We start from the raw sequence: 24,807 nt of genomic DNA on the forward strand, positions 1-24,807 counted from the left end.
CGTCCCCCTTAAATATCTAAATCTTTATCATCATCGTCTTCATCTGTTTCGTCTTTACCAAGCACATCAGCGAAGATATCATCCAAAGACTCTGAATCGTCTTCATAAGAATCGTCTTCCTCTTCCATGTCTGCATCCTGCAAATCTTCTGCATCTTCTACATTATATCCATCAAGATTATCTGCTACATTTTGTTCTTCAAAATGATTGAAGCCCATATCATCATCGTCGTCAAAATTCTGGCGCAAATCAATTTCTTCATCATCTTTATTCAGAACTTTAATGTCAAGTCCCAAAGACTGCAGTTCTTTAATCAAAACTTTAAAGGATTCAGGAATACCTGGCTTCGGAATATTTTGACCTTTGACAATAGACTCATATGTCTTAACACGTCCAACCACGTCATCCGACTTTACAGTCAAAATTTCCTGCAAGGTGTAAGCCGCACCATAAGCTTCCAGTGCCCAAACTTCCATCTCCCCAAAACGCTGCCCACCAAATTGAGCTTTACCACCCAAAGGCTGCTGTGTAACAAGAGAGTATGGTCCCGTAGAACGAGCATGAATCTTATCATCAACCAAGTGATGCAATTTGAGGTAGTACATATAGCCAACGGTAATCGGGTTATCAAAATATTCACCGGTACGACCATCACGAAGCATAAATTTGCCGTCTTCTCGCAGTCCACCAGCTTTAAAGCATTCTACAATGTCCTCTTCATGTGCACCATCGAAAACAGGAGTCATAATCTTCCAGCCCAAAGTGCTGGCAGCCATACCAAGGTGAACTTCCAAAACCTGTCCGATATTCATACGAGAAGGCACGCCCAAGGGGTTTAGTACGATATCAAGCGGTGTTCCGTTCGGTAAGAAAGGCATTTCTTCTACCGGCAAAATTCTGGAGACAACACCCTTATTTCCGTGACGTCCAGCCATTTTATCACCGACAGAAATCTTTCTCTTCTGTGCAATATAACAGCGAACCACTTTGTTAACGCCGGGGCTTAACTCGTCATTGCTATTTTCACGAGTGAACACTTTTACATCCACGACAATGCCATATTCACCATGTGGTACTCTTAGGGAAGTATCACGTACTTCTCTTGCTTTTTCGCCAAAGATAGCACGAAGCAATCTTTCTTCTGCAGTCAGCTCTGTTTCACCCTTAGGAGTAACTTTACCAACCAAAATATCTCCGGCACGAACATCAGCACCGACACGAATAATACCTCTCTCGTCCAAATCCTTCAAAAGATCTTCGTTAACGTTCGGGATATCTCTTGTAATTTCTTCCGGTCCTAGCTTTGTATCGCGGGCTTCCATCTCATATTCTTCAATATGAATAGAGGTATAAACATCATCGCGCACAATTTTTTCATTAAGAAGAACCGCATCTTCGTAGTTATAACCTTCCCATGTCATGAAGCCAATCAGTGCATTTTTACCCAAACTGATTTCGCCGTTCTTGATGGCAGGGCCGTCTGCGATAATATCGCCTTCCTGCACTCTCTCGCCCACTTCGACAATAGGGTTTTGGTTGATACAGGTGCTCTGGTTAGAACGCATAAATTTAATAATTTCATAGGTGTCAATCTGTCCGTTATCGGCTGTTACGCGAACTTTATCAGCGCTGACTGATTTAACAACACCCGCTCTTTTAGCAAGCACACATACACCGGAGTCAACACCTGCTTTATATTCCATACCGGTTCCGACAATCGGAGCCTGTGTTTTAAGCAGCGGTACAGCCTGACGTTGCATGTTAGAACCCATCAAAGCTCGGTTCGTATCATCGTTTTCCAAGAAAGGAATCATTGCTGTTGCAACAGACACAACCATTCTCGGGCTGATATCCATAAATTCGGCACGAGCGGCTTCTACTTCTACGAACTCATCACGATAACGTCCGGCAACACGTTCATTGACAAAACGGCCTTCTTCATCAAGCGGCTCATTCGCCTGTGCTACAACATATTCATCTTCGATGTCAGCTGTCATATAGACAACTTCGTCTGTAACTTTACCGGTTTCTTTATCTACACGACGGTAAGGTGCTTCGATGAAGCCATATTCATTAATTTTAGCAAAGGTTGCCAAATAAGAAATCAAACCAATGTTAGGACCTTCAGGCGTTTCAACAGGACACATACGGCCGTAGTGTGTATAGTGAACGTCACGAACCTCGAAACTCGCACGGTCACGAGACAACCCGCCCGGGCCAAGTGCAGAAAGTCTTCTCTTATGTGTCAGCTCTGCTAACGGATTGGTCTGGTCCATGAACTGAGAAAGCGGTGAAGAACCAAAGAATTCTTTGATTGCCGCCACAACAGGACGAATATTAATTAGCGAATGTGGTGTCAATGTTTCTGGATCTTGTGCCTGCAAAGTCATTCTTTCACGAATAACTCTCTCCAAACGGGAAAAACCAATTCTAAACTGGTTTTGCAACAGTTCACCAACAGAACGAATTCTTCTGTTGCCCAAGTGGTCGATATCATCTTTTTTACCAACGCCCTGCGCTAAGCAGTTCATATGGTTAATGGTAGCAAAAATATCGTCTACTGTAATATGATTCGGAATCAAATCTGCTTTTCTAGCGCGCACAGCGTCTTTCAATTCCTCTTCATTTTGGCAGCTTTCCAAAATTTCAGCCAAAACTTTAAAGCAAACTCTTTCATTGATACCACATTCTGCTTTGGCATCAAAATCAACGTATTTGGAAATATCTACCATGCCGTTAGAGATAATCTTAACTTCCTTGCCCTCTAAGTTAATGATAGCAAGCATAACACCTGTATCATCAATCTCTTCAGCACGCTCACGACTAATAATTTCACCGGCATCTGCCAAAAGCTCCCCTGTAAAGGGGCTGACAAGCGGTTGAGCGAGAGTATGACCAGTCAAACGGTCAGCAAGTGACAGTTTTTTATTGTATTTGTGACGTCCCACGCGAGACATATCATATCTTCTTGGATCAAAAAACAGATTATTCAAGTGTGCCTGTGAACTTTCTACGGTAGGCGGCTCACTCGGACGCAGCTTGCGATAGATTTCAATCAGCGCATCTTCTGTTGTTTTAGTGGTATCTTTTTCAATACTGGCATAGATTCTGTCATCCTCGCCAAAGAAATCGATAATCTCTTGATCAGAACCAAGACCTAAGCAACGGATTAAGACAGTAATCGGAACTTTACGGTTTTTGTCAATACGAACGTAGAATATGTCGTTGACATCATTTTCGTATTCCAGCCATGCTCCTCGGTTTGGAATAATGGTAGCGCTAAACAACTCTTTTCCTGATTTGTCATGCTCCATTTTGTAGTAGACGCCAGGAGAACGAACAAGCTGAGAAACAATAACACGTTCTGCACCATTAATAACAAAAGTGCCGCTCGGTGTCATCAATGGGAAATCGCCCATAAAAACTTCTGATTCCTTGATTTCTCCCGTCTCTTTGTTCAGAAGGCGAGCCTTGACTTTCAGCGCAGAAGAATACGTAGCATCACGTTCCTTACATTCTGAAACACTGTAATTGGGCATTTCTTCAAGCTGATAATCCACAAAGTCTAAAACCAGCGTATTGTTGAAGTCGGTAATTCCCGAAACATCATCAAAAACCTCTTTTAAACCTTCCTTGAGAAACCACGCATATGAGTTTTTCTGAATTTCAATCAGGTTTGGCATCTCCAAAACCTCATCAATTTTCCCGAAACTCATTCGAGTATTTTTGCCCAACTGAACCGGTTTAACATTCACCACTAGTCAGCCACTCCAATCTAATTTTATTCCTAATTCAAGCACAAAAAAGCAAAAGCAATCATATTATATTATAAACACAGATGCATAACGGCGCAGTCTGTATAAAAATATTACGACAAAAAAATCAAAATTTTTGCGATATACTTGATTATTTTGACAACGCATGCTATACTTTAAAAGTATCACAGGATGCAACAACCCCATGATGATGCAGTATATTATTTTATATCTTTTCTGTATATTTGTCAAGACTTTTTAAAAAGATTCTTATTTTCTTTTTATTTGCGCTTTTATATGCTTCCGACTTCTAACAAACAAAACGGCAGTCCTCAACTGGATTGCCGTTTATTTTTTTATCTCTGCTTATCACTGTTAGAATTTTATTTAAGAATTTTCCTCTAAACCGCACAGTATTGCAAAGTTATAAGAATCTAGTTTTTGACGAACTTCTGATGAAATTTGGCTATATATCGAATGCAAATGGCAGCTGGTACGTCCGCAATTATAAGCACTACTGCCACACTTGCTGAACATCATATAAGTACCGTCAACGGCTTCAATTACCTGCCTAAGCGTAATTTCTTTGGGCGGTTTGGCCAATTTATAACCACCCTTTGCTCCTTTAAAAGAACAGGCAATGCCGCTCTCCACAAGCTTTCTAAGTATTTTCAGCAAAAAGCGAGGTGGAATTTCTGTATTGGCAGAAATTGTTTTCGCATCTACTTTGCTATTGTTTTCTGTCAGATATTCAACTACTCTAACAGCATAATCTGCTTCTAAAGTCATATCAAAAAGCCTTTCTGTTAGTCGAGAAAGTCCTTCAGTTTTTTACTGCGGCTAGGATGACGAAGCTTGCGCAGCGCCTTAGCCTCAATTTGGCGGATTCTTTCTCTTGTGACGTTAAACTCTTTGCCAACCTCTTCTAGCGTACGCGAACGGCCATCTTCTAAGCCGAATCTGAGTCGTAGCACTTTCTCTTCGCGAGGGGTAAGTGTGTCTAAAACATCTCCCAACGTTTCTTTTAATAACGTATGCGAAGCGGCATCAGCGGGGGCTGGCGCATCATCATCGGGAATAAAGTCGCCAAGGTGGCTGTCTTCTTCTTCACCGATTGGTGTTTCAAGCGAAACTGGTTCTTGCGCGACACGCATAATCTCGCGAACCTTTTCAACTGGCATATCAATTTCTTCTGCTACTTCTTCTGCACTTGGCTCTCTGCCATTTGCGTGCAAAAGCTGGCTTGAAATTTTCTTTACTTTATTGATTGTTTCAACCATATGAACCGGAATACGAATTGTTCTCGCCTGATCAGCGATCGCTCTGGTAATTGCCTGACGAATCCACCATGTGGCATACGTTGAAAATTTGAATCCTTTTTTATAGTCAAACTTTTCTACCGCTTTAATTAATCCCAAATTGCCTTCTTGAATCAAATCCAAGAACTGCATGCCTCTGCCAAGATAACGTTTAGCGATACTAACAACTAAACGCAAGTTTGCTTCAGAAAGACGTTTTTTGGCAAATTCATTGCCTTCATTAATCGCAATAGCAAGCTGAATTTCTTCATCTGGTGTTAAAAGCGGCACTCTGCCGATTTCTTTTAAATACACCTTAACAGGGTCGTCAATGGAAACACCATCAGCTCCAATACCAGGCTCAAGTGTTTCGTCAGCTCCCTTAGTCGTTAGCGTTGCTTCTATATGAATATCATCAAAATCATCGACGACTTCAACACCTTGAGAATCTAACGTATCATAGAACTTTTCTATATATTCGGGGTCAAATTCCAACTCGCCCAGTGCATCCAAAATTTCTTTTGTAGTCAGCTGACCTTTGGATTTTCCCAATTCTATTAAGTCTCTAATTACTGTCTTTTTATCTAGAGTTGCCATTATTATTCCCCCAGCTTTTCTTTCTTTAATCTTTTCATCATTTCCGCGAGTTCTTCCTTAGACATATCTTTTGCTTGCTGCGGATTGACGTGCAGTTTGGCATTTTGCAGCATTTCAATCATTGTCTGCACATCCTCTCGTGTAGAAGGTACTTCACTCCTACTGTTCACGATTCTCGAAAGCTCCGCCATTTCATTCGTGGTCAAATCTTGCGAAAAATCCATCAAAGAAATTTCGTTCTGTATAGTTTTGCCCAATAAAAGTTTATATACTCTGCGATTATATGCCGTTACAAACTTTTCCGACGGTATTTTTGCCGCCACATATTGAATCTCATCCGGATTTTTGAATAGATACGCTAAAATGCCCTCTTCAGCATTGGCAATTTTATAATTCTGCCGCTTTTCTGTATTCACAATAGAGGTATTAGCGCTCATCTGATTCAATTTTTTCCGTTCTTCCCTGCGTTTGCTGTTTTCTTCTTTTTTCTCTGTTTGCTCCATGAGCTGTTTGACAGATTCAAAGCTAACTTCCATGGTCTGTGCAATTTGTTTGGCATAAATTTCAGCTTTCATAATATCGCCGCTTTTGCCAAGCATATCGATTGCTTCTTCAATAAAACCCGACTTGCCCTCGACGGTTTCAGTATCATATTTTATACGAATCTTTGTGAGTTTATACTCGATGTCGTTCGGGGCGGTGTCTAAAAGTTTCTGAAAACGAAGCATTCCGTCGTTGGGATAGGATTTCATGAATTCGTCGGGATCTTTGTTGCCGGGAACAGCCAGTACCCGAATTTTAAGCCCCGTCGCTTTTAAAATAGGAATCGCCCTCATCGCAGCACGCTGCCCTGCTTCATCGGAATCGTAACAAATGACCGCTTCATCGGCATATTTGGCAATCACTCTTGCCTGCTCGCCTGTAAACGAAGTGCCTAGAGAAGCCACTGCATTTGTGAACCCTGCTCTATGTAAGGCAATAACATCCATATAGCCTTCTGCCAAGATAATCTGCCTTTTGTTGGCATTCTTGGCAATATTCATAGCAAAAAGGCCACTGCTTTTATGATAAACCGGTGTATCAGATGTATTGATATACTTCGGTTTTTCATCGGTAAGAATCCGCCCTCCAAAGGCAATGACATTTCCACGCAAGTCAATAATAGGGAACATCACCCGCCCTCGAAAACGGTCATAAGAATTTCCGTTTCGTGAAATGCCACTGACATTCGCCTGTGTCATTTCGTCTTTTGTATAACCGAGATTTTTTAAATGATTAACAAGAGCGAAGCCGCCTTCAGGCGCATAGCCAATTCCAAACCGGCGAATTGTTTTGCTGTCCATTCCCCTATTTTTTAGATAGTCAAGACCCGGTTTGCCGTCAGTTGAAAGTAGCGTTTCGTGAAAGAACCGAGCCGTCGCACGATTGATTTCTAAAATTCTGGTACGAAGCTTAGATAAACCATCGTCTATGCCATCCTCCGGCAAATTTAATCCGGCACGCTGTGCTAGAAAGCGAACCGCTTCCATATAGTCTAAATTTTCAATCTTCATGACAAATGTAATCACATCACCGCCAGCTTGACAGCCAAAGCAGTAAAAAGAGCCGTTGTCTGTGTAAATATTAAACGAAGGTGTCTTTTCATTATGAAAGGGACAAAGCCCGACCATATTCTTCCCTTTTCGTTTTAAATTCACATACGAGGAGGCTATATCAGGCAAATCGCTTCTCATTTTTAGTTCTTGTAAAAAATAATCTGGCAGTGCCACTGCAATTCACCTCGCTCGAAAACATATTGCCACACGAACCATCTCTAAATAAAAGGCTTTAAATGTCCCAGCCTTTTGGAATAAACAATCTCTTATACATTTCTACTGCAAAGTGATCAGTCATGCCTGAAACATAATCGGCGGAAGCCACTTCAAATCCCTCTTCTTCACCGATTTTTTGCAAATAAAGAGGCAAATTTTCTGGTTGCTGAAAATACTCCCATAAGCTTTCTATTATATGGGGCACTTTCTTCTCTTCTCGCTTTGCATAGTCATTCAGATAAACCGATTGATACATGAAGCGGTGTAGTTCTTGATAAGCTTCCCATACATCATCACTCATGCGAATTACTTCTGATGTGCTATTTTCCACTACTGAACAAACCAACGTTGTGATTCTTTCAGACTTATTGTTCCCTAAAACCACTCTGACAATTTCAGGAATTACATCTTCTGCCAATACACCAGCACGAACTGCATCATCAATATCATGGTTCATATAAGCAATGCGGTCGGCATAGCGAATCAACTTGCCCTCGAGCGTTTCTGCTTCTTGACCAGTCGTATGGCATAAAATACCGTCTACCACTTCATGAGTAAGATTTAAACCTTCGCCGTCTTTTTCCAATTTTTCCACTACCCGAACACTTTGACGGTAATGCTTGAATCCCCCGGATAGCAGTTCATTTAACGCTCGCTCCCCCGCATGACCAAAAGGAGTATGACCCAAGTCATGTCCTAAAGCAATTGCCTCAGTCAAATCCTCATTCAAACGCATAGCTTTTGCAATGGTGCGTGCAATTTGCGCTACTTCTAATGTATGTGTCAGTCTTGTACGGTAATGATCACCCTCAGGCGCCAAGAAAACCTGCGTTTTATGCTTTAATCGGCGAAAAGATTTGCAATGGATAATGCGGTCACGGTCACGCTGATAGTCTGTACGCAAATCAGTTTTTTCGCTGACAGGTGGTTCAGGGTTCTTTCGCCCTTTACTCTGTGACGAAAAGGCAGCATAAGGAGATAGGAATAAAGATTCAAGCTGTTCTGTTTTTTCTCTAATCGTCATATAGCCCCTCCTATAATCCAACTCTACCTATTCATATACAATACAAATAATAAAAATTCGTTTTTATCATTCTACCATGAACAAAAAACACTTGACAAGTCTAAAAGCACTACATTCTCTTAAAATTTCTGTTTTTCAGGCAATAAACACCCCAAATGTTTATTCCGCCACCAAAAACGGAAAATATTTTTTGCCTTGTTGTTCAATATGAGCTTGTCCACCAGAATTATCGGCTATTTTTTGCTGCAATAGCGGAAGATTCTCCGGCTCGATATGAAACTTGATTTCTACATTTTCAAGGAACAAGGTATCATCAATCCACCCCATACACTCAGGCACCAGCGAATTGAGTCTGCCATATAAAGTGTAATCACATTGAATAGACAGCAAAAGACATTCTTTCATTCGAATTTTTTCTGCTGCCTTCATCGCAATAGAAGCTGTATGCGAATACGCGCGAATCAGTCCGCCGCCGCCCAAAAGAGTACCGCCGAAATAACGTGTTGCCACGATTACAGCATCTGTCACCTCAGCTTTTTTCATGGCTTCCAAAACCGGAATGCCTGCTGTGCCCTGCGGTTCTCCGTCATCCGAAAAGCGCATTAAGCCACTCTCACGCAAAATATAAGCATATACGTTGTGAGTGGCATCATAATGTTTCTTTTTTATTTCTGTAATAAAGGTTAACGCCTCGTCTTCTGTCTTAACCGGTTTGGCATAACCAATAAAACGTGATTTCTTTTCAATAAAGAAATCAGAATTTTCGTTTTGAAGCGTTACATACTCAGACATATTCCACCATAAACCGCCGTACAATAAAAATTAAAGCGATGCCACAAAGCACCGCCCAATTTTCCAGAAATTACTTTTCTTGCCCTGCTGAGCCATAACGTTTCTTAAACATATCCACACGACCGCTTGTGTCAATGAGTTTCTGTTTTCCTGTGAAGAAAGGATGGCACTTGGAACAAATTTCAACGCGGATATCTCCTTTAGTAGAGCGTGTTGTGAATTCGTTGCCGCAAGCGCATTTAACGGTAGCTTCCTTATAATCAGGATGAATGTTCTGTTTCAAATCTGTCACCTCTTTCGGTTCTATCTCGAAAGCTGATTGTCAGCCTAACATCTTAGTACATGCTATTCTAGCACACCTCAAAATAAATTGCAAGGATAAAATTAAAAAATCATATAGAATTCAGACATTCAAACAAATTTCATGAATTCTCCCGCTTATCCAACCTTTTCAGTCGGCAAGATACGCTTTTACTTTCACATCTTGCTTACTAGCTAAATACTGAAAGAAAATTCATATAAATCAAGACTGTTAACTTACAACTCAAAATCCTCTATAATTTTTTTTGCCAGTAAATCAGCCGGCAAACTAGCATCTATATTTTGATTTGCCGCTTTCTTATATTGATTAATTCGCTCTTCATAAAGTGCGGCAATAATCTCTTTTCTGTTCGGCTTTTGCAAAAGAGGGCGTTTCTTATCGTTTTTTAGGCGCTCTTGCAACACCTCCAAAGGTACATCCAAAAAAAGAATGATTGCTCCGCTTTCTTGAAAAATTTGTACATTTTCAGCGCGCAAAACTGTCCCACCGCCGCAAGCAATCACCATGTTTTTCTTCGCAGAAATTTCGCTGACTACTTCCGCTTCCATTTCTCGAAAACGCTGCTCACCTAGTTGCTTGAAAATCGCAGTAATCTTCATACGATATTTTTTTTCAAGATAAATATCTGTATCACAAAAGTTCATTTTTGTTTGCTTGGCAAGCAACTTGCCAATACTCGTTTTCCCGCATCCCATAAATCCACATAAAACAATATTTTTACTCAAATTCTTCCCCTACTTGTTGTAAAAAATCCGATTCATTTCTTTGGCTGCCTCTTCGCATAGTTTTCGAATTTGTTCATCTTCAAAAGCCGTGCCGTACCACCACGTATGCGCGGCGACAGCTTGCCTAACCAACATGTCAATTCCACGAACAGTGGGAATTCCTTTTGCCTCTGCTTGTTTGAGCAAAAACGTTTTTTCAGGATTAAACACTGCATCAAAAACAGCAGTACAATTTTGAAGCACAGCTTCCGTTAAAGGACTGTTGTCCAAATGAGGATACATGCCCACATTGGTGGCATTAATGACAACATCAAAATGTCCAGCACTTTCTAACTTTTCATAGGGCAGACAAGTTATCTTCCCCTTACCAGTTCCTCTTCTTGCTGCAAACGCTTCAATTTCTTGTGCAATCTTCTGCGCCTTTTCTTCAGAGCTTTTACGATGTGCCAAGACAATGTCAAAGTTCACATTCGTGTATGCCGTTTCAAACGCAATGGCCCGAGCCGTTCCGCCATTACCTAAAATCAAATTGCGTCCTGCAATGTTGATACCGGCACTCTCAATTGCGCCCAAACAACCTGCTCCATCAGTGATGTAACCCTTCATTTTCCCATCTATAATCTGAACGGTATTGACAGAGCCGAAAAGAGCCGCCTTATCATCCAGTTCATCCAAAAAAGGGATTATCGCTTCTTTATATGGAATTGTCACATTAAAAACATCAAACGTCTTGAGTTGGTTTATCTTTTCAGGTAGAGAATCAATATCTAACACTGCATATTGCATGGGTATCCCTGCAATAGAAAAAAGTCTTTCATGGATAAAGGGTGACATTGTATGGCGTATCGGATGCCCGATTACAGCCGCTTTTTGAGTTTGCATCGTAAGCCCTCCGCCTATTCTCTTACTGCTTTAAATCTGCAATAAAAGAATTTTTTAAATTTTTGTATTGACAAACCATGCAGTAGTCAATAAAATGTATTTGAACGACACGGCATGTGCCGAAAATATTTTCCGTCATTGTTATAAATTCTATCATAACTGCGAAAATTTGTCCATATAATACGGATAAGAAATGCAGACTTCGGAAAACAGTCTTTCACAACATATATTAGGAGGATATTCAAATGGTATTAGAAAAAGTTAAAGCAATTTTGAGCGAACAGTTCGATGTAGAGGAAGATACTATCACTGCTGATTCCACTCTGGCTGACGATTTAGGTGCTGATTCTCTCGACGTTGTCGACTTGCTTATGACTATCGAAGATGAGTTTGAAGTTGAAGTTCCGGACACGGAAGTTGAAAACATCAAAACTGTCGGCGATCTCGTTTCTTACATTGAAGGTCATCAGTCTATCTAAGAACGTAATGTCCAGTTTGTTTTTATAATTTTGACACCTTTCCGCGCTTTTGGGCGTCGGTTGTGTTTGGTTTTGTTTTTCACAGCAAACCTTTCACATAGCGAGGGTGTCTTTTTTCTTGCAAAAAAATGAACAGCGGTATATAATAAACCGAATACATACCACCTATTAGGTGGTTTATAACGATATAGTTTCAAGAAAGGGTTGTTTTTATGGCAGAGCAAAAAAAGATGGTCAATGATATCACCTCTATGGACGTTGACTTCTCTAAATGGTACACCGACATTGTCAAAAAGGCCGAGCTGATGGACTATTCCAGCGTGAAAGGATGTATGATTCTCCAGCCATATGGCTATGCTATTTGGGAAAACATACAAAGTGACCTTGATAAGCGCTTTAAAGAAACTGGCGTACAAAATGTCTATATGCCTCTTCTTATTCCAGAAAGCTTACTTCAAAAAGAAAAAGACCATGTTGCCGGATTCGCCCCTGAAGTGGCTTGGGTCACTCATGGCGGAGCTGAAAAATTATCAGAAAGACTCTGCATCAGACCAACCAGTGAAGTTCTTTTCTGCGAACACTACGAAAAAATCATTAAATCCTATCGTGATTTGCCTAAGCTTTATAATCAGTGGTGCTCGGTTCTGCGCTGGGAAAAAACCACTCGTCCGTTCTTGCGTTCTTCCGAATTCCTCTGGCAAGAAGGTCACACCATGCACGAAACTGCTGAAGAAGCACAGGAAGAAACATTGCGTATGCTTCATGTTTATAATGACTTCTTCCGTGAAACACTGGCAATCCCTGCTGTTATCGGCAAAAAAACCGAAAAAGAGAAATTTGCCGGTGCCGTTTCCACCTATACAATTGAACCTATGATGCACAACGGTGTTGCTCTGCAAGGCGGAACTTCTCACTATTTCGGTGATGGCTTCGCTAAGAGCTTTGGCATTACTTTCACTGGTCGTGACAACACACAGCAGCACCCTCACCAGACTTCATGGGGCGTTTCAACCCGTATGATTGGTGCGGTGATTATGGTTCACGGCGACAACAACGGGCTTGTTATGCCTCCGAAAATTGCTCCTATTCAGCTTGCTATTGTTCCTGTCGCTCAGCACAAAGAAGGTGTTTTGGAGAAAGCGAACGAGCTCTATTCACAGCTTGCTAAAAACTTCCGTGTGAAGCTTGACGACAGTGATAACAGCCCTGGTTGGAAATTTGCACAATATGAAATGCAAGGTGTTCCGCTTCGTTTGGAAATCGGTCCAAAAGACATTGAAAAAAATCAATGCGTGTTGGTCCGCCGTGATAACAGAGAAAAAATCTTTGTTTCTTTAGATAACCTTGAAGAAGAAATTAACAAAGCCTTGCAAGCTGTGCATGATGCGCTCTATCAGCGTGCACTTGAAAACCTGCAAAGCAAGACTTTTATCGCCAAAAACCACGAAGAATTTTTGAATACTGCTGAAAATAAACCCGGCTTTATCAAGGCTATGTGGTGCGGTGACAGCGCTTGTGAAGATAAGTTAAAAGATGAAACAGGCGGTGTTAAATCTCGCTGTATTCCATTTGAAGAGGAACATTTGGCAGACACCTGCGTCTGCTGCGGCAAACCTGCTAAACACATGGTTTATTGGGGAAAACAGTATTGATAGCAAGAACAACCAGCCTCAAAAAATGCTTATTTGCTAGCAATATAATATTATTGGCTTGGTTTTTCTTGGATATGACAGGGGTTACTGTAGGCAGTTTTAATCTTGTAGAGTCTGCTTGGAAAGAGGACGGAATATTTTTTACTATTTATGCAGGCATTCTTTTTCTGTTCATAAAAAAAGAAAAAATAGGAAAATACTTTTTATCGGGTTGGCTAACCATGTGGATGGCAACACAATTTTTTTCACATTGGTTTTACACGATATTTGGTGCTAGCGAAAAGAAATTAACAGCGTATAATCAACTTTTTGGCGGTACCTACCGTTTCCTCCCTGCTTCTGATTCTCTACTAATTCCCGATTTTTATCATATTATCTTACATTTTTAAATTTTATTTGCCTTAATTAGCTCTATTGTTTATCTTATTCAATCTTGCAAAAAGTCGGCATGACATTAGCCATAAAACAATTTACAGAGAAACAGCAGAATCATTCTGTTGTTTCTTTTTTGCTTATCTCTCAAAGTCATTTTATCAATTCCTATAATTTTTTTATCTACTGCGCTATTGCTATCTTGATAAAATCAATTCCGGCAAATTTTCTTTTTCACTATAATTCATCTTCCCTTATATACTTTTAGAAAAAGCCTTTCACACTTAACCCTCTATTTACGTTTTACCTAAAAATGCGTCGAAAACTTTTCTGACCAGTTGTGCTTTTTCCCTTTACTTTTTCTAGAGTTTGTACTAAAATGTAAGCGATATACAAAAACATGCCTCGGGCATGAATTATAGGAGGAGTACCAATGGCTAAACTAAAAATTGGTTTCATCGGATGCGGCGGAATCGCCAACGGAAAACATTTTCCGGGTATGAAACAACAAGAGGAATTCGTGGATATGGTTGCATTCTGTGACTTAATCCCTGAAAGAGCAGAAAAAGCAGCAAAAGAATATGGCACAGAAGATGCTAAAGTCTACACAGATTATCATGAACTGCTGGCAGACCCATCTATCGATGCTGTACATGTTTTAACCCCAAACATCGCTCACTGCGAAATCACTGTTGCTGCTCTAGAAGCTGGCAAAAATGTTCTTTGTGAGAAACCAATGGCTGCTACTGAAGCAGACGCTAAAAAAATGTTAGAAGCTAGAGATAAATCTGGCAAACTTTTGACCATCGGTTATCAGTATCGCCATTTCCCCATCAACCAAATTGCTAAAAAAGTAATTGATGATGGACATCTAGGTGACATCTATTATGCAGAAGCTACATACCTTCGCCGCAGAGGCGTTCCTACATGGGGTGTGTTCACTGACAAATCTAAACAAGGCGGCGGCCCATTGATTGATATCGGTACCCATGCTCTTGATTACGCTTTGTTTGCTATGAACAACTATGAGCCTGAATATGTTGTTGGAACTGCTTTTGAGAAACTTGGCCGTTTGCTAGATGGCGAACATCAAGGTCAAACTCATAACGGCAGCCCTAACTACTGGAATAACGAAACTTTTGAAGTAGAAGATTCCGCTGTTGGCCATATCAAAATGAAAAACGGTGCTGTTATCAATCTTCGTGCTTCTTGGGCCATTAACATGGCTGAAGGTGCTGGCGCAAATAACGAAGCAACTGCTTTGTTCGTCGGTACAAAAGGCGGCGTTGACACTATTGATCAGGTTGTGCGTTTGAACCACGTTGTTGCCGGACAACAGTCTGTCACTCAGGTTGGTCAAAAAATCGCTCCTTATATTCCTGGCTATAGCCAAGGCCCAGCCCCTGTTTCTTTAGAAGCTGAATATTGGGTTAAAGCGCTGAGAGGCGAGTCTGATCTATTTGTTACAGCAGACCAAGCTTATGTCGTCACAAAAATTCTTGATGGCATTTATGAATCTTCCAAAACAGGCAAGCCCGTCTATTTTGATTGAGGGTGCGGCTTATGAATCAGATTCATGTACAATTATATTCTTTCGGTTGGGACAGCCCTTTAAATGTTATCGATCGCATTCGAGCTGCCGCTGAAATCGGTTTTACTGGTGTTGAGTTCGCCGGTGGGTACGATGATATTCCTGCAGAAGAAATTAAAAAAGTTTTAGATGAAACTGGATTAAAAGCTACTTCTGCTCACGTTGGTTTGGACAAAATGGAAAGAGACATTCCATACCTTGCTAAACTAGGCGTGAAATATGTCATTTGCCCTGGTGCTCCTTTTAATACTGCTGAAGAAGCAAAAGAAGTGGCTGATGATTTAAATCGATTGGGCAAGCTTGCTGCACAGTACGGCATTAAAACAGGATTTCATAACCACACCAATGAATTTTACAAAGTCGATGGCAAATATCTCATGGATCATCTCATCGAGAACAGTGACCCAGACTATGTTGAATTTGAAATTGATTGCGGTTGGGCATCTGCAGCAGGATTAAATCCTGTTGACTATATTAATGCACACGCTGGCAGAATTTGTGCCATTCATATCAAAGAGAACGGTGATGTGATTGGTGCTGAAAAGCCAAGCTCTCGTCATGAAAAAGGTGACAATCATAAATTTGAGCTAGATGAAGACGGTAAGCCAATTATTCCGCCTGAATTCCTCAAAATGATGGAAGAACGCGACAAGCTTAACTGTGCACAAGGTCAAGGTATTGTTGACTGGAAAGCCGTTAAAGCAGCTGCGGATAACCAAAAAGATGATGTTATCTATGTAGTTGAGCGTGAAGCTAACTATGGCGATATGGATAGAATTTCTTGCTTAAAAGAAGATATTGCTTGGATTCGTGAGAATCTGTAAGTGCAGTAAATAGAATCACAAATAAAAGAAGAATGGTCTGACATATTGTCAAGACCATTCTTCTTTTATTTTAGCAACAAATTAAAAAGTCTAACACGGTAATAGTTTTTTAATCAAAGAAGCTAGAGATTGCTGAAAAGTATTCTGCTAAAACTTCTTAATAAAATTAAGCTGTTCTTTTTTATTCTCATAGCCGCAAGTCATATAAAACTGGTGAGCTTTTGTTCTGGTGCTGCCAGATACCAACCTGACCCCTGCACAGCCACAATTTTTTGCCCAGCTTTCAATCGCCCCAAGCAATTTTGTGCCGATACCTTGTTGTTTAAATTGTTTTTTAACGGCAATTCCCATAATATTTTTGAGAGAATCCGAGTAAATTAAGTCGTGACTATTTGCATGAATGTAGCCAACAATCTCACCTTCACTGATTGCAACTAATATACAGTGAGATGTGTCCGCCAGTAATATCTGCATTCTCTGCCGTGTCTTTTCTAAATCATAGGTATATCCCATTTCATCACAGTTCAATTGATAAATGGCTTCACTATCTTCCAGAGTAGCACCGCGAATCAAAATATCACCCATCGTATTTCACTCCATTATGCTAACAAGTTATTCAGCCTCTGCATCTGCTGAAGCTGTACTTTCGCTTGTCGATTCATTCGAATTCGGCACAGCGCTTTCTGAAAACAATTTTTGCTGTGTCTCATTGTCAGCTACACCTGTAACCGGAAGAGAATTGGCTTTTTGAAAAGCTCCTACCGCTTCTTTTGTATAATCGCCATAAGTTCCGTCAAAACTGACTGTCAAATAATGAAGTTCTGAAAGGCGATTTTGCATGGCAAGCACTTCATCTTGCTTATCTGTGGCATTGGCATCTAGTGTTTCATAAGTTTTTTGTGATTGACTGGATAATGTTTCTGCTGCTTTCTTTTCAATATCTTTTGTAGGATCTGTTACCTCAGCAGATTGTTCATCAGAAAGCTCTGGGAATGCATATTCGGCCATATCCGTAGTAACCGTAATAATGCTTCTACCCTGCCACTGCAATAAAATAGGATCAATCTCAAATACTCTTCCGGATTTTACTGCTGATAAAGAAGAAAAATCTGCATTTGATTTCATCTGTTCTTTTAGACCGGGAGCACAAAAAATCACTTCAGGATTTGAGGTCTTTATCACTTGCAAGTTATAAGGAACCTCTGTTTTATTTTCGCCCCATTTATAGGAGCTTTGATCAGCGCCTTGAGAAGGGAAAATGTTGGTCAATCCAGCGTACTCCATTGTTAAAGACGCAAAATCAGTACCATAAACTACGTTACCTTTTAAATCATAGACATAAGCGGCTTTGGTGAAAGTCTGCTCACTCGTCAAACGTTGGATACTATCTAATATAACGAAGATTTTTTTTGCCTGCTCCACACCCAAGTCATATCCTGCACCACCGCCGGCAAATACAGAAGACATCTGTCCATACATTCTTTCATAGTCTTCGCGTCCGGTTGCCGGTGCAATCTCAACAATAGGAGCATTTACTCCGTCGAGCGCCGTACGCTGTTCGTCTGTTAAGGTTTCTGTCAAAATCAAATCCGGTTGCACGGCATTAATCGCCTCTGCGTCGGTCTCTCCCACTTTCACAAGTTCTGTCAGCTCAACCTGCGTGGCCTGATCTGTTACAGCTGCCAGTTGATCTTCATTGCCTAAAGCAATAATAACATCAGCTAAGCTAGCAGAAAGCACCACTGCTTTTTGCGGAGCTGCGTTAATTTGAGTTTGCCCGATTACTACTGGAAACTCTCCCTGTGTCTGTGTCTTTGTACTTATCTGCTTGATAATATCTTTACATCCGCTCAGCGTAACCACGCTCATCACCAAACAAAGCGCTAACACCAGTTTTTTATAAACATTTCTCATTTGCTTTTTCATGATAAAAGTACATCCTTTTACAAAATAATTAAAAACGCTTTTCTATCTGACATTTTACCTCGTTATTGTCCGTTATGTCAACCTTTTCACAGGAAATCAATTAACAACTCTTTTATTCTATGTCTTAAACGCTCTCTGATCACCTCTTATTGCTCGGCTTTGCTCCTGTTTGCCGATTTAATGTGATAAACTAAAAATAATTATGATAAATCGCACAATAACTGTTATTGCTTCAAAGTAATAATAAGCTAATGTGACGAAAATGCAAAAAAAGATGAAAAAAAAAACCAAACCACGTGCATTTGTAGTATAATAACTCACAAGATGTATCTATATTATCTCTCTTTAGTTTAATTTTAGACTTTTTATGAAGTGAGAGATATCTGCATGGTAAAGATACAGCCACAACTTTACTTTTAGGAGGCAAACTAATATGAAAAAGATGATAAGCACTACTTTAGCAACTTTGACATTGGTCGCTGCATTAGCATCTTGCGGCAACAATGCAAACACATCAGGCGCCAAAGAGTCAGAAACCGGTTCGTCTGATGCCAAAACATCTGACGTTAGCACTTCTTCTGCCACAGACGTTTTTAAAGTGGGAGCAATTGGACCTCTAACTGGACCTGCTGCTGCCTATGGAATTTCTGTTAAACAGGGTGCACAAATTGCAATCGATGAAATCAATGCTGCAGGCGGTGTTACTGTCGGCGACAAAACATATAGTTTTGAAATGATTTTTGAAGATGATGAAGCAACAGAAGATAAGGCTATTCAAGCTTATAATACCGTTATGGATAAAGGCATTAATGTCTTGATGGGTGCCGTTACCTCTGGTTCTAGTATTGCCATTGCCGACTTGACAAAGGCTGACGGAATTATGCAGCTTACCCCTTCTGCTTCTGCTGAGAATGCCATTAAAAACGACAATGCTTTCCGCATTTGTTTCTCTGACCCTGAACAGGGCGTTGCTATGGCAGACTATATGATAGACACTCTTGGCAAAACAAAAGTTGCTGTTATCTATAATAATGCTGATGAATATTCTACTGGCTTAGGTCAAGCTTTTGAAGAAGAAGTTGCTGCAAAAGGCGGCACCGTCGTTACTTCTGAAGCTTTTGCAACCGGTGATATGGATTTTAGCAGCCAGTTGACCAAAATTAAGGGTACAGATGCTGAAATCATCTATATTCCTGCTTACTATCAAGATGCCACTTATATTACAAAACAAGCAAAAGAAATGGGCATTACACTTCCCTTCATCGGTTCTGATGGCTGGGATGGTGTCTTAGGAACTGTTACTGATACAACTACTGTAGAAGGTGCTATTTTCTCCGCTCCGTTCTCTGCTTCTGTTGAAGATGATCATGTTAAAACTTTTGTAGATGCTTATAAAAAAGCCTATAGCGATGCTGTTCCAGATCAATTTGCTGCTGACGGTTACGATTCTATCTACACCTTTAAAGCTGCAATGGAAAAAGCCTCTTCTATTGAAAGTGCTGATTTAATAGCAGCCATGACAGAAATTACTGTTAACGGTTTAACTGGTGATAACATCACTTTTGATGCTTCCGGTGCTGCTAAAAAAGAAGTTCGCTATGTTAAAATTACCGACGGAGCTTATGCATACGCGTAAAAAATAAATGCCGTGCAGAAGGAAAAGCGCCTTGACCGCGCCGGCCGAGCGCCAAGGAGGCAGTTTTCTGCCTCCTTTTTCCTTTTACATGATTCTTTATCTACCTTTCATCCTTTTCTATTATTATTAAATATATATTTCTTTTGGGGAAATTATTAAATGAGGTGTAACAATGGATATTTTCAGCAGCTTAGCAGAACAGCTGATTAATGGTCTGCGCACAGGCTCAATTTATGCGCTGATTGCTCTGGGGTATACCATGGTTTATGGCATTGCGAAAATGATCAATTTCGCTCATGGCGATATCATCATGGTTGGTGCCTATCTGCTATTTTTGTTAGGGGTTGGCAAATTAGGATTACCCACTCCTGTTGTCATTCTACTGGCTATTATACTTTGTGCCGTTTTAGGCATGTTAATTGAAAAAATTGCATATAAACCATTGAGAAACGCACCACCGCTTGCAGTTCTCATTACCGCCATTGGTGTCAGCTATTTTTTACAGAATTTTGTACTTATCTCAATGGGTGCCACACCAATTCCTTTTGCCTCCATGATTAAGGTGCCTTCACTTACTCTTGGTACAATTACTGTTTCTGGAATCACGCTGGCTACTCTTGTCGTTACTTTTGTTTGCATGGCTGGTCTGATATTTTTTGTTCAGCGTACTAAAACTGGTGCAGCCATGCGTGCTGTTTCAGAAGACCGCGGTGCTGCTGAGCTTATGGGTATCAACGTAAACAAAACGATTTCACTTACCTTTGCCATTGGTTCAGGTCTTGCTGCTGTTGCTGGTTTACTTTTTATCAGTCAATATGAATCTTTGCAGCCTACGCTCGGTGCACTACCTGGTATCAAAGCATTTGTGGCAGCTGTGCTAGGCGGCATAGGCTCTATTCCGGGTGCTATCGCCGGCGGTATTATTCTTGGCATTATTGAGAGCTTAACAAAAGCTTATATTTCTACCCAGCTTTCAGATGCCATTTCGTTTTCGGTCCTCGTACTAGTTCTGTTGATTCGTCCTGCTGGCATTATGGGCAAGATGAAGAATGAGAAGGTGTAGCCCATGAAAAGAAAACTAATCTCTAAAAAGAATATTATTTCCGTGGCAATCATTGCTGTTCTTTATATCTTGATTCAGGTATTAATCAACGGTGGCTATCTATCCAGACAAATGATGTCTGTTATTATTCCCTTATGCTATAACGTGATTATGGCGGTATCTTTGAGTTTAATTGTTGGTGTACTCGGTGAACTATCTCTAGGGCACGCTGCATTTATGTCAATAGGGGCCTATAGCAGTGCTCTTTTTACTACAAAATTTGAGTTACCTGAGTTCATTGCTTTACCTCTTGCGCTTATTATCGGTGGCCTATGTGCTGCTGCTTTGGGCTTTATCATCGGTATTCCTGTTCTGCGTTTGAAGGGTGACTATTTGGCCATTGTTACTTTGGGATTTGGTGAAATTATTAAGTCTATCTTCAATTTTTTGCCCATTACAGGTGGTTCAAAAGGCCTCTCTGGTATTCCTATTTACACCTCTTATCGCAATTTTGGCCTTGTATTTTTAATAACAGCCGTCATTGTGTTGCTGATCAAAAACTTGCTTGATTCTCGCCATGGCAGAGTCTTTGCTGCTATCCGTGATAATTCGATTGCGGCGCAGGCTACCGGCATTCCTGTTGGAACTTATAAAACAATGGCATTTGTGATTGCTGCTTTCTTTGCAGGCATAGCCGGTGTTTTATATGCTCATAACGTTGGAATCTTAAAGCCAGGTAATTTTGATTACAATATGTCAATTGAAATTTTAGTTATGGTTGTTTTGGGCGGCATGGGTTCAATTGGTGGCAGTATTATTGCAGCTGTGATTCTCACCCTCTTGCCAGAGCTTCTGCGTTCTTTCGCAGATTACCGTATGTTATTGTATGCTATCGTGCTGATTGCTCTCATGCTTTTCAATAATTCTAGCTTAAAGAAAAAACTGATTGAAAAGAGACAGATGAGCAGACAAGAAAAATCAGAAAAGGAGGGCGAATGACATGCCAATTCTTGAAGTAACTGGTTTGGGCATTTCTTTTGGTGGTCTTAGGGCTGTTGATGACCTTAACATGACCATTGAAAAAGGCTCTCTTGTTGGTTTGATTGGTCCTAATGGAGCTGGAAAAACGACTGTTTTCAATATGCTCACTGGTGTTTATCGCCCCACTGACGGCGGTATTCGGCTTGACGGTGAAAATTTAATCGGCAAAAAGCCCGATGAGATTTCTGCTGCGGGCATTGCTCGTACGTTTCAAAATATTAGATTGTTTTCTAAAATGACAGTGCTTGACAATGTAAAAGTGGGTTTGCATAATCATATTAAATATCCTTTATTTGGTAGCTTGTTTCATGCCGGCTCTTATGCTAAAAAAGAAAAAGAAATGGATGAAAAGGCTCTGGAAATTCTTAAGGTTTTTGACCTTGACAGCAACAGTGATTTGAAAGCAGCCAATTTGCCTTATGGTAAGCAAAGAAAGCTTGAAATTGCTCGCGCTTTGGCAACAGCGCCAAAACTATTGCTATTAGATGAACCGGCTGCCGGTATGAACCCCAATGAAACAGCTGAACTCATGGAGACAATCCAGTTGGTTCGCGAAAAATTTGGTGTTACTATCTTGCTGATTGAACATGATATGAAACTGGTTTCAGGTATTTGCGAGTACATTTATGTACTAAACTTTGGTCGTGAGCTGGCTCAAGGAACACCGAAAGAGGTTCTGAATAACCAAGAAGTTATCACAGCTTATCTGGGAGAATAGAGGAGGGAAACGACTATGTCTATGCTAGAAGTTACAGATTTAAATGTCTACTATGGTATGATTCACGCAATTCGTGACGTTTCCTTTACCGTCGAACAAGGAGAAGTCATTGCTCTGATCGGCGCAAACGGGGCTGGCAAAACCACTATCTTGCACACTGTCACTCGTTTGCTTGCCTCAAAATCAGGTTCTGTTCAATTTGAGGGAAAAGACATTACCCATGCACCTGCGCATTCTATTGTTCGGCTAGGTATGAGTCATGTGCCCGAAGGCCGTCGAGTTTTTGCCGATTTGTCTGTGTATGAAAACCTAAAGCTCGGTGCTTATACTCGTTCAAAAGCTGAAACAGAAGAAAGCTTACAAGATGTTTACAAGCGCTTTCCTCGCCTTGAAGAGAGAAAATCGCAGCTTTCTGGTACACTTTCAGGTGGTGAGCAACAAATGCTTGCTATGGGCCGGGCCTTGATGTCTCGCCCTAAAATCATTTTGATGGATGAACCGTCTATGGGTCTATCTCCCCTGTTTGTAAATGAAATTTTCAATATAATTCAAGAAGTGAGCGCTTCGGGCACCACGGTTCTCTTGGTAGAGCAAAATGCAAAAAAAGCTCTTTCAATCGCTGACCGTGCTTATGTACTTGAGACTGGAAAAATCATTAAAAGCGGAGCCGCATCTGACTTAATTCATGATGAAGACATTAAAAAGGCTTATTTAGGCGAATAAACCAGTACGACAAAGTTTTTTCAAAGTTGCTTCTTCATTACTCTTAATTTATTTTGCAGTATAATAACTTTAAAACGGATTTATACGTCTTTTGGTATAAATCTTGGAAAGGATATGAAGATTCTATGCAGCAGTTTATTATTACCATTGCCAGACAATATGGTTCCGGCGGAAGAACGGTCGGACATATGCTTGCAGAACGACTGAACATTCCTTATTATGGGCGTGAAATTATTACTATGGCCTCTGAGGACAGCGGTATCAATCAAGAACTCTTTTCAGACGAAAGATTGAAGCCAGGCTTTTTCCGTTATCTGATGCGCCGGTATCAAGACCGTACTCCGGCTACTCCTGAAAATACTCGATTTATTGAAAGCGATAATCTCTACAGCTATCAAGCTAAAATTATCCGTCAACTTGCTGAACAAGGTCCTTGCATTTTAATTGGTCGCTGTGCTGATTATATTCTGCGTGAAAGGCCTGACGTGATTCGAGTTATGATTCATGCACCAACTGAATTTTGTGTGCAACAGGCAGCAAAACTCAACTCCTTACCAGATGCTGAATTACGCCGCAAAATTGCGCAAACAGACGACTATCGTAGCAAGTTTTATGAATATTATACCGGTCAAGATTGGTTGAATGCGCAAAATTACGACCTTGCCTTAAATAGTGCTGTTTTAGGTTTTGAAGGTACTGCCGATGCAATTGAAGCTTATTTAGCAGTTCGGAAAAAAACAAACATATAATTAATGGCTCCGGTTTAATTCTAGCTGATAAGGATTGAACCGGAGTTTTATCGTTGTTATCTGACGTTATTGACTTCAAAATGGTTATTTATAGATTTATTGAAAAAAACAAATTTTATAGTTGCTTTTTTCCACATCCTGTAGTATAATAAATAACGTTGTAAACATGCCGGTGTGATGGAATTGGCAGACGTGCTGGACTCAAAATCCAGTGGTAGCGATACCGTGCCGGTTCGAGTCCGGCCACCGGCACCAACTTGATTAGGCTGAAACAAATGCAAATGTATTTGTTTCAGCCTAATTGTTTATCTTTCAGTTTCAAAGGGAATTTTGATTTCTACACATATATAACAGAAAGGTGACGACTAATGAAGTTACTAACAATTAGAATTGCCACTGAACAAGATAAATATGATATCATTAAACTATCACAAAAATGGGAGTCAGAAAATATAACCTATGGTTATATTGCAAATACGTATGAGGCACTTCGTAAATACACCATTTGGAGTGCTCTATATGATGATTGTGTAATTGGCTTTCTGATGGGTCACCACACAAATTCAGAGGACTGGTGCATCATCCCCAAAGATAATGCAATTTTTTGTATTGAAGATTTTTATATCCTTCCTGAATTTAGAGATAAAGGGATAGGGCAAATTTTATTTGATTTTGTTGAGAAAGCTTTAAAAGACAGTCAAATAGACTATATACTTTTGAATACTGCTACAAAAGACTACGCAAGAATACAAAATTTTTACACTGAAAAACTAGACATAAAAGTTTGGACGACGACCTTATTTAAAAATCTAGGTAACTAAAATAAACTTTTTCTAGCTTCTCAATAA

23 protein-coding genes and 1 tRNA gene are annotated in these 24,807 nt (G+C 40.3%); 13 read left to right on the plus strand and 11 right to left on the minus strand.

What is annotated here, in order from left to right; genetic code table 11:
- Window positions 1-8: 8 nt before the first annotated feature.
- The 9 genes from rpoB to aroE form a co-directional block, all read right to left on the minus strand.
- Window positions 9-3,758, minus strand: coding sequence for a DNA-directed RNA polymerase subunit beta (gene rpoB, locus CS931_RS03485; RefSeq protein ID WP_099204357.1), 3,750 nt, complete (start codon window positions 3,756-3,758; stop codon window positions 9-11).
- A gap of 384 nt (window positions 3,759-4,142) precedes the next feature.
- Window positions 4,143-4,544 carry an RrF2 family transcriptional regulator gene (locus CS931_RS03495; RefSeq protein ID WP_099204359.1) on the minus strand — a complete coding sequence of 134 codons (402 nt, stop codon included), beginning with the start codon at window positions 4,542-4,544 and terminating at the stop codon, window positions 4,143-4,145.
- Between the two features lie 17 nt (window positions 4,545-4,561).
- Window positions 4,562-5,650: an RNA polymerase sigma factor RpoD gene (rpoD, locus tag CS931_RS03500; protein WP_099204360.1), complete on the minus strand. Its 1,089-nt coding sequence runs from the start codon at window positions 5,648-5,650 to the stop codon at window positions 4,562-4,564.
- A 2-nt stretch (window positions 5,651-5,652) separates the two neighbouring features.
- The gene (gene dnaG, locus CS931_RS03505; protein ID WP_099204361.1) at window positions 5,653-7,419 is read right to left on the minus strand and encodes a DNA primase; all 1,767 of its coding nucleotides are present in this window, start codon (window positions 7,417-7,419) and stop codon (window positions 5,653-5,655) included.
- Window positions 7,420-7,477: 58 nt separating this feature from the next.
- A complete protein-coding gene (locus CS931_RS03510) occupies window positions 7,478-8,485 on the minus strand; it encodes a deoxyguanosinetriphosphate triphosphohydrolase (protein WP_099204362.1) in 1,008 nt (335 codons plus the stop codon).
- A gap of 159 nt (window positions 8,486-8,644) precedes the next feature.
- Window positions 8,645-9,277 (minus strand): YigZ family protein, encoded by a 633-nt coding sequence (locus CS931_RS03515; protein WP_099204363.1) that lies wholly within the window; start codon window positions 9,275-9,277, stop codon window positions 8,645-8,647.
- A 70-nt stretch (window positions 9,278-9,347) separates the two neighbouring features.
- Window positions 9,348-9,560, minus strand: a complete 213-nt coding sequence (rpmE, locus tag CS931_RS03520) for a 50S ribosomal protein L31 (protein WP_099204364.1) — start codon at window positions 9,558-9,560, stop codon at window positions 9,348-9,350.
- Between the two features lie 254 nt (window positions 9,561-9,814).
- The gene (locus CS931_RS03525) at window positions 9,815-10,324 is read right to left on the minus strand and encodes a shikimate kinase (RefSeq protein WP_099204365.1); all 510 of its coding nucleotides are present in this window, start codon (window positions 10,322-10,324) and stop codon (window positions 9,815-9,817) included.
- Between the two features lie 9 nt (window positions 10,325-10,333).
- Window positions 10,334-11,206 carry a shikimate dehydrogenase gene (gene aroE, locus CS931_RS03530; RefSeq protein WP_099204366.1) on the minus strand — a complete coding sequence of 291 codons (873 nt, stop codon included), beginning with the start codon at window positions 11,204-11,206 and terminating at the stop codon, window positions 10,334-10,336.
- 245 nt (window positions 11,207-11,451) lie between these two features.
- On the opposite strand from aroE, the gene acpP reads away from it, so the two are divergent.
- From acpP to CS931_RS03555, 5 genes are all read left to right on the plus strand, one after another.
- Entirely contained in the window at window positions 11,452-11,685 is a 234-nt protein-coding gene (gene acpP, locus CS931_RS03535) for an acyl carrier protein (RefSeq protein WP_099204367.1), read from the plus strand.
- A 212-nt stretch (window positions 11,686-11,897) separates the two neighbouring features.
- The gene (gene proS / locus CS931_RS03540) at window positions 11,898-13,337 is read left to right on the plus strand and encodes a proline--tRNA ligase (protein WP_099204368.1); all 1,440 of its coding nucleotides are present in this window, start codon (window positions 11,898-11,900) and stop codon (window positions 13,335-13,337) included.
- Window positions 13,334-13,726, plus strand: coding sequence for a hypothetical protein (locus tag CS931_RS03545; protein ID WP_242964889.1), 393 nt, complete (start codon window positions 13,334-13,336; stop codon window positions 13,724-13,726). The genes proS and CS931_RS03545 overlap by 4 nt, the downstream gene beginning before the upstream one ends.
- A gap of 416 nt (window positions 13,727-14,142) precedes the next feature.
- Window positions 14,143-15,261 (plus strand): Gfo/Idh/MocA family protein, encoded by a 1,119-nt coding sequence (locus CS931_RS03550; RefSeq protein ID WP_099204369.1) that lies wholly within the window; start codon window positions 14,143-14,145, stop codon window positions 15,259-15,261.
- Window positions 15,262-15,272: 11 nt separating this feature from the next.
- Entirely contained in the window at window positions 15,273-16,124 is an 852-nt protein-coding gene (locus tag CS931_RS03555; protein ID WP_099204370.1) for a sugar phosphate isomerase/epimerase family protein, read from the plus strand.
- A 147-nt stretch (window positions 16,125-16,271) separates the two neighbouring features.
- Here CS931_RS03555 and CS931_RS03560 read toward each other — a convergent pair whose 3' ends face one another.
- On the minus strand, window positions 16,272-16,709 hold the full coding sequence (locus CS931_RS03560; protein WP_099204371.1) for a GNAT family N-acetyltransferase: 438 nt from the start codon (window positions 16,707-16,709) through the stop codon (window positions 16,272-16,274).
- A 27-nt stretch (window positions 16,710-16,736) separates the two neighbouring features.
- Window positions 16,737-18,050, minus strand: a complete 1,314-nt coding sequence (locus tag CS931_RS03565) for a peptidoglycan-binding protein (RefSeq protein WP_099204372.1) — start codon at window positions 18,048-18,050, stop codon at window positions 16,737-16,739.
- 433 nt (window positions 18,051-18,483) lie between these two features.
- Between CS931_RS03565 and CS931_RS03570 the strand changes: the two genes are divergently transcribed.
- From CS931_RS03570 to CS931_RS03605, 8 genes are all read left to right on the plus strand, one after another.
- Window positions 18,484-19,686: an ABC transporter substrate-binding protein gene (locus CS931_RS03570; protein ID WP_099204373.1), complete on the plus strand. Its 1,203-nt coding sequence runs from the start codon at window positions 18,484-18,486 to the stop codon at window positions 19,684-19,686.
- Between the two features lie 172 nt (window positions 19,687-19,858).
- Window positions 19,859-20,749 (plus strand): branched-chain amino acid ABC transporter permease, encoded by an 891-nt coding sequence (locus CS931_RS03575; RefSeq protein WP_099204374.1) that lies wholly within the window; start codon window positions 19,859-19,861, stop codon window positions 20,747-20,749.
- Between the two features lie 3 nt (window positions 20,750-20,752).
- Entirely contained in the window at window positions 20,753-21,727 is a 975-nt protein-coding gene (locus tag CS931_RS03580; RefSeq protein ID WP_099204375.1) for a branched-chain amino acid ABC transporter permease, read from the plus strand.
- 1 nt (window position 21,728) lies between these two features.
- A complete protein-coding gene (locus CS931_RS03585; protein ID WP_099204376.1) occupies window positions 21,729-22,487 on the plus strand; it encodes an ABC transporter ATP-binding protein in 759 nt (252 codons plus the stop codon).
- Window positions 22,488-22,502: 15 nt separating this feature from the next.
- Window positions 22,503-23,210, plus strand: coding sequence for an ABC transporter ATP-binding protein (locus CS931_RS03590; RefSeq protein WP_099204377.1), 708 nt, complete (start codon window positions 22,503-22,505; stop codon window positions 23,208-23,210).
- 125 nt (window positions 23,211-23,335) lie between these two features.
- A complete protein-coding gene (locus CS931_RS03595) occupies window positions 23,336-23,959 on the plus strand; it encodes a cytidylate kinase-like family protein (RefSeq protein ID WP_099204378.1) in 624 nt (207 codons plus the stop codon).
- Window positions 23,960-24,127: 168 nt separating this feature from the next.
- A tRNA-Leu gene (locus CS931_RS03600) sits at window positions 24,128-24,214 on the plus strand.
- A 113-nt stretch (window positions 24,215-24,327) separates the two neighbouring features.
- Complete coding sequence (locus CS931_RS03605; RefSeq protein ID WP_099204379.1) at window positions 24,328-24,780, plus strand: GNAT family N-acetyltransferase; 453 nt, start codon at window positions 24,328-24,330, stop codon at window positions 24,778-24,780.
- Window positions 24,781-24,807: the final 27 nt, after the last annotated feature.

Origin of the sequence: Scatolibacter rhodanostii (genome assembly GCF_900197595.1) — a bacterium.
In the GTDB taxonomy this organism is placed as follows: Bacteria; Bacillota; Clostridia; order Oscillospirales; family Acutalibacteraceae; genus Scatolibacter; species Scatolibacter rhodanostii.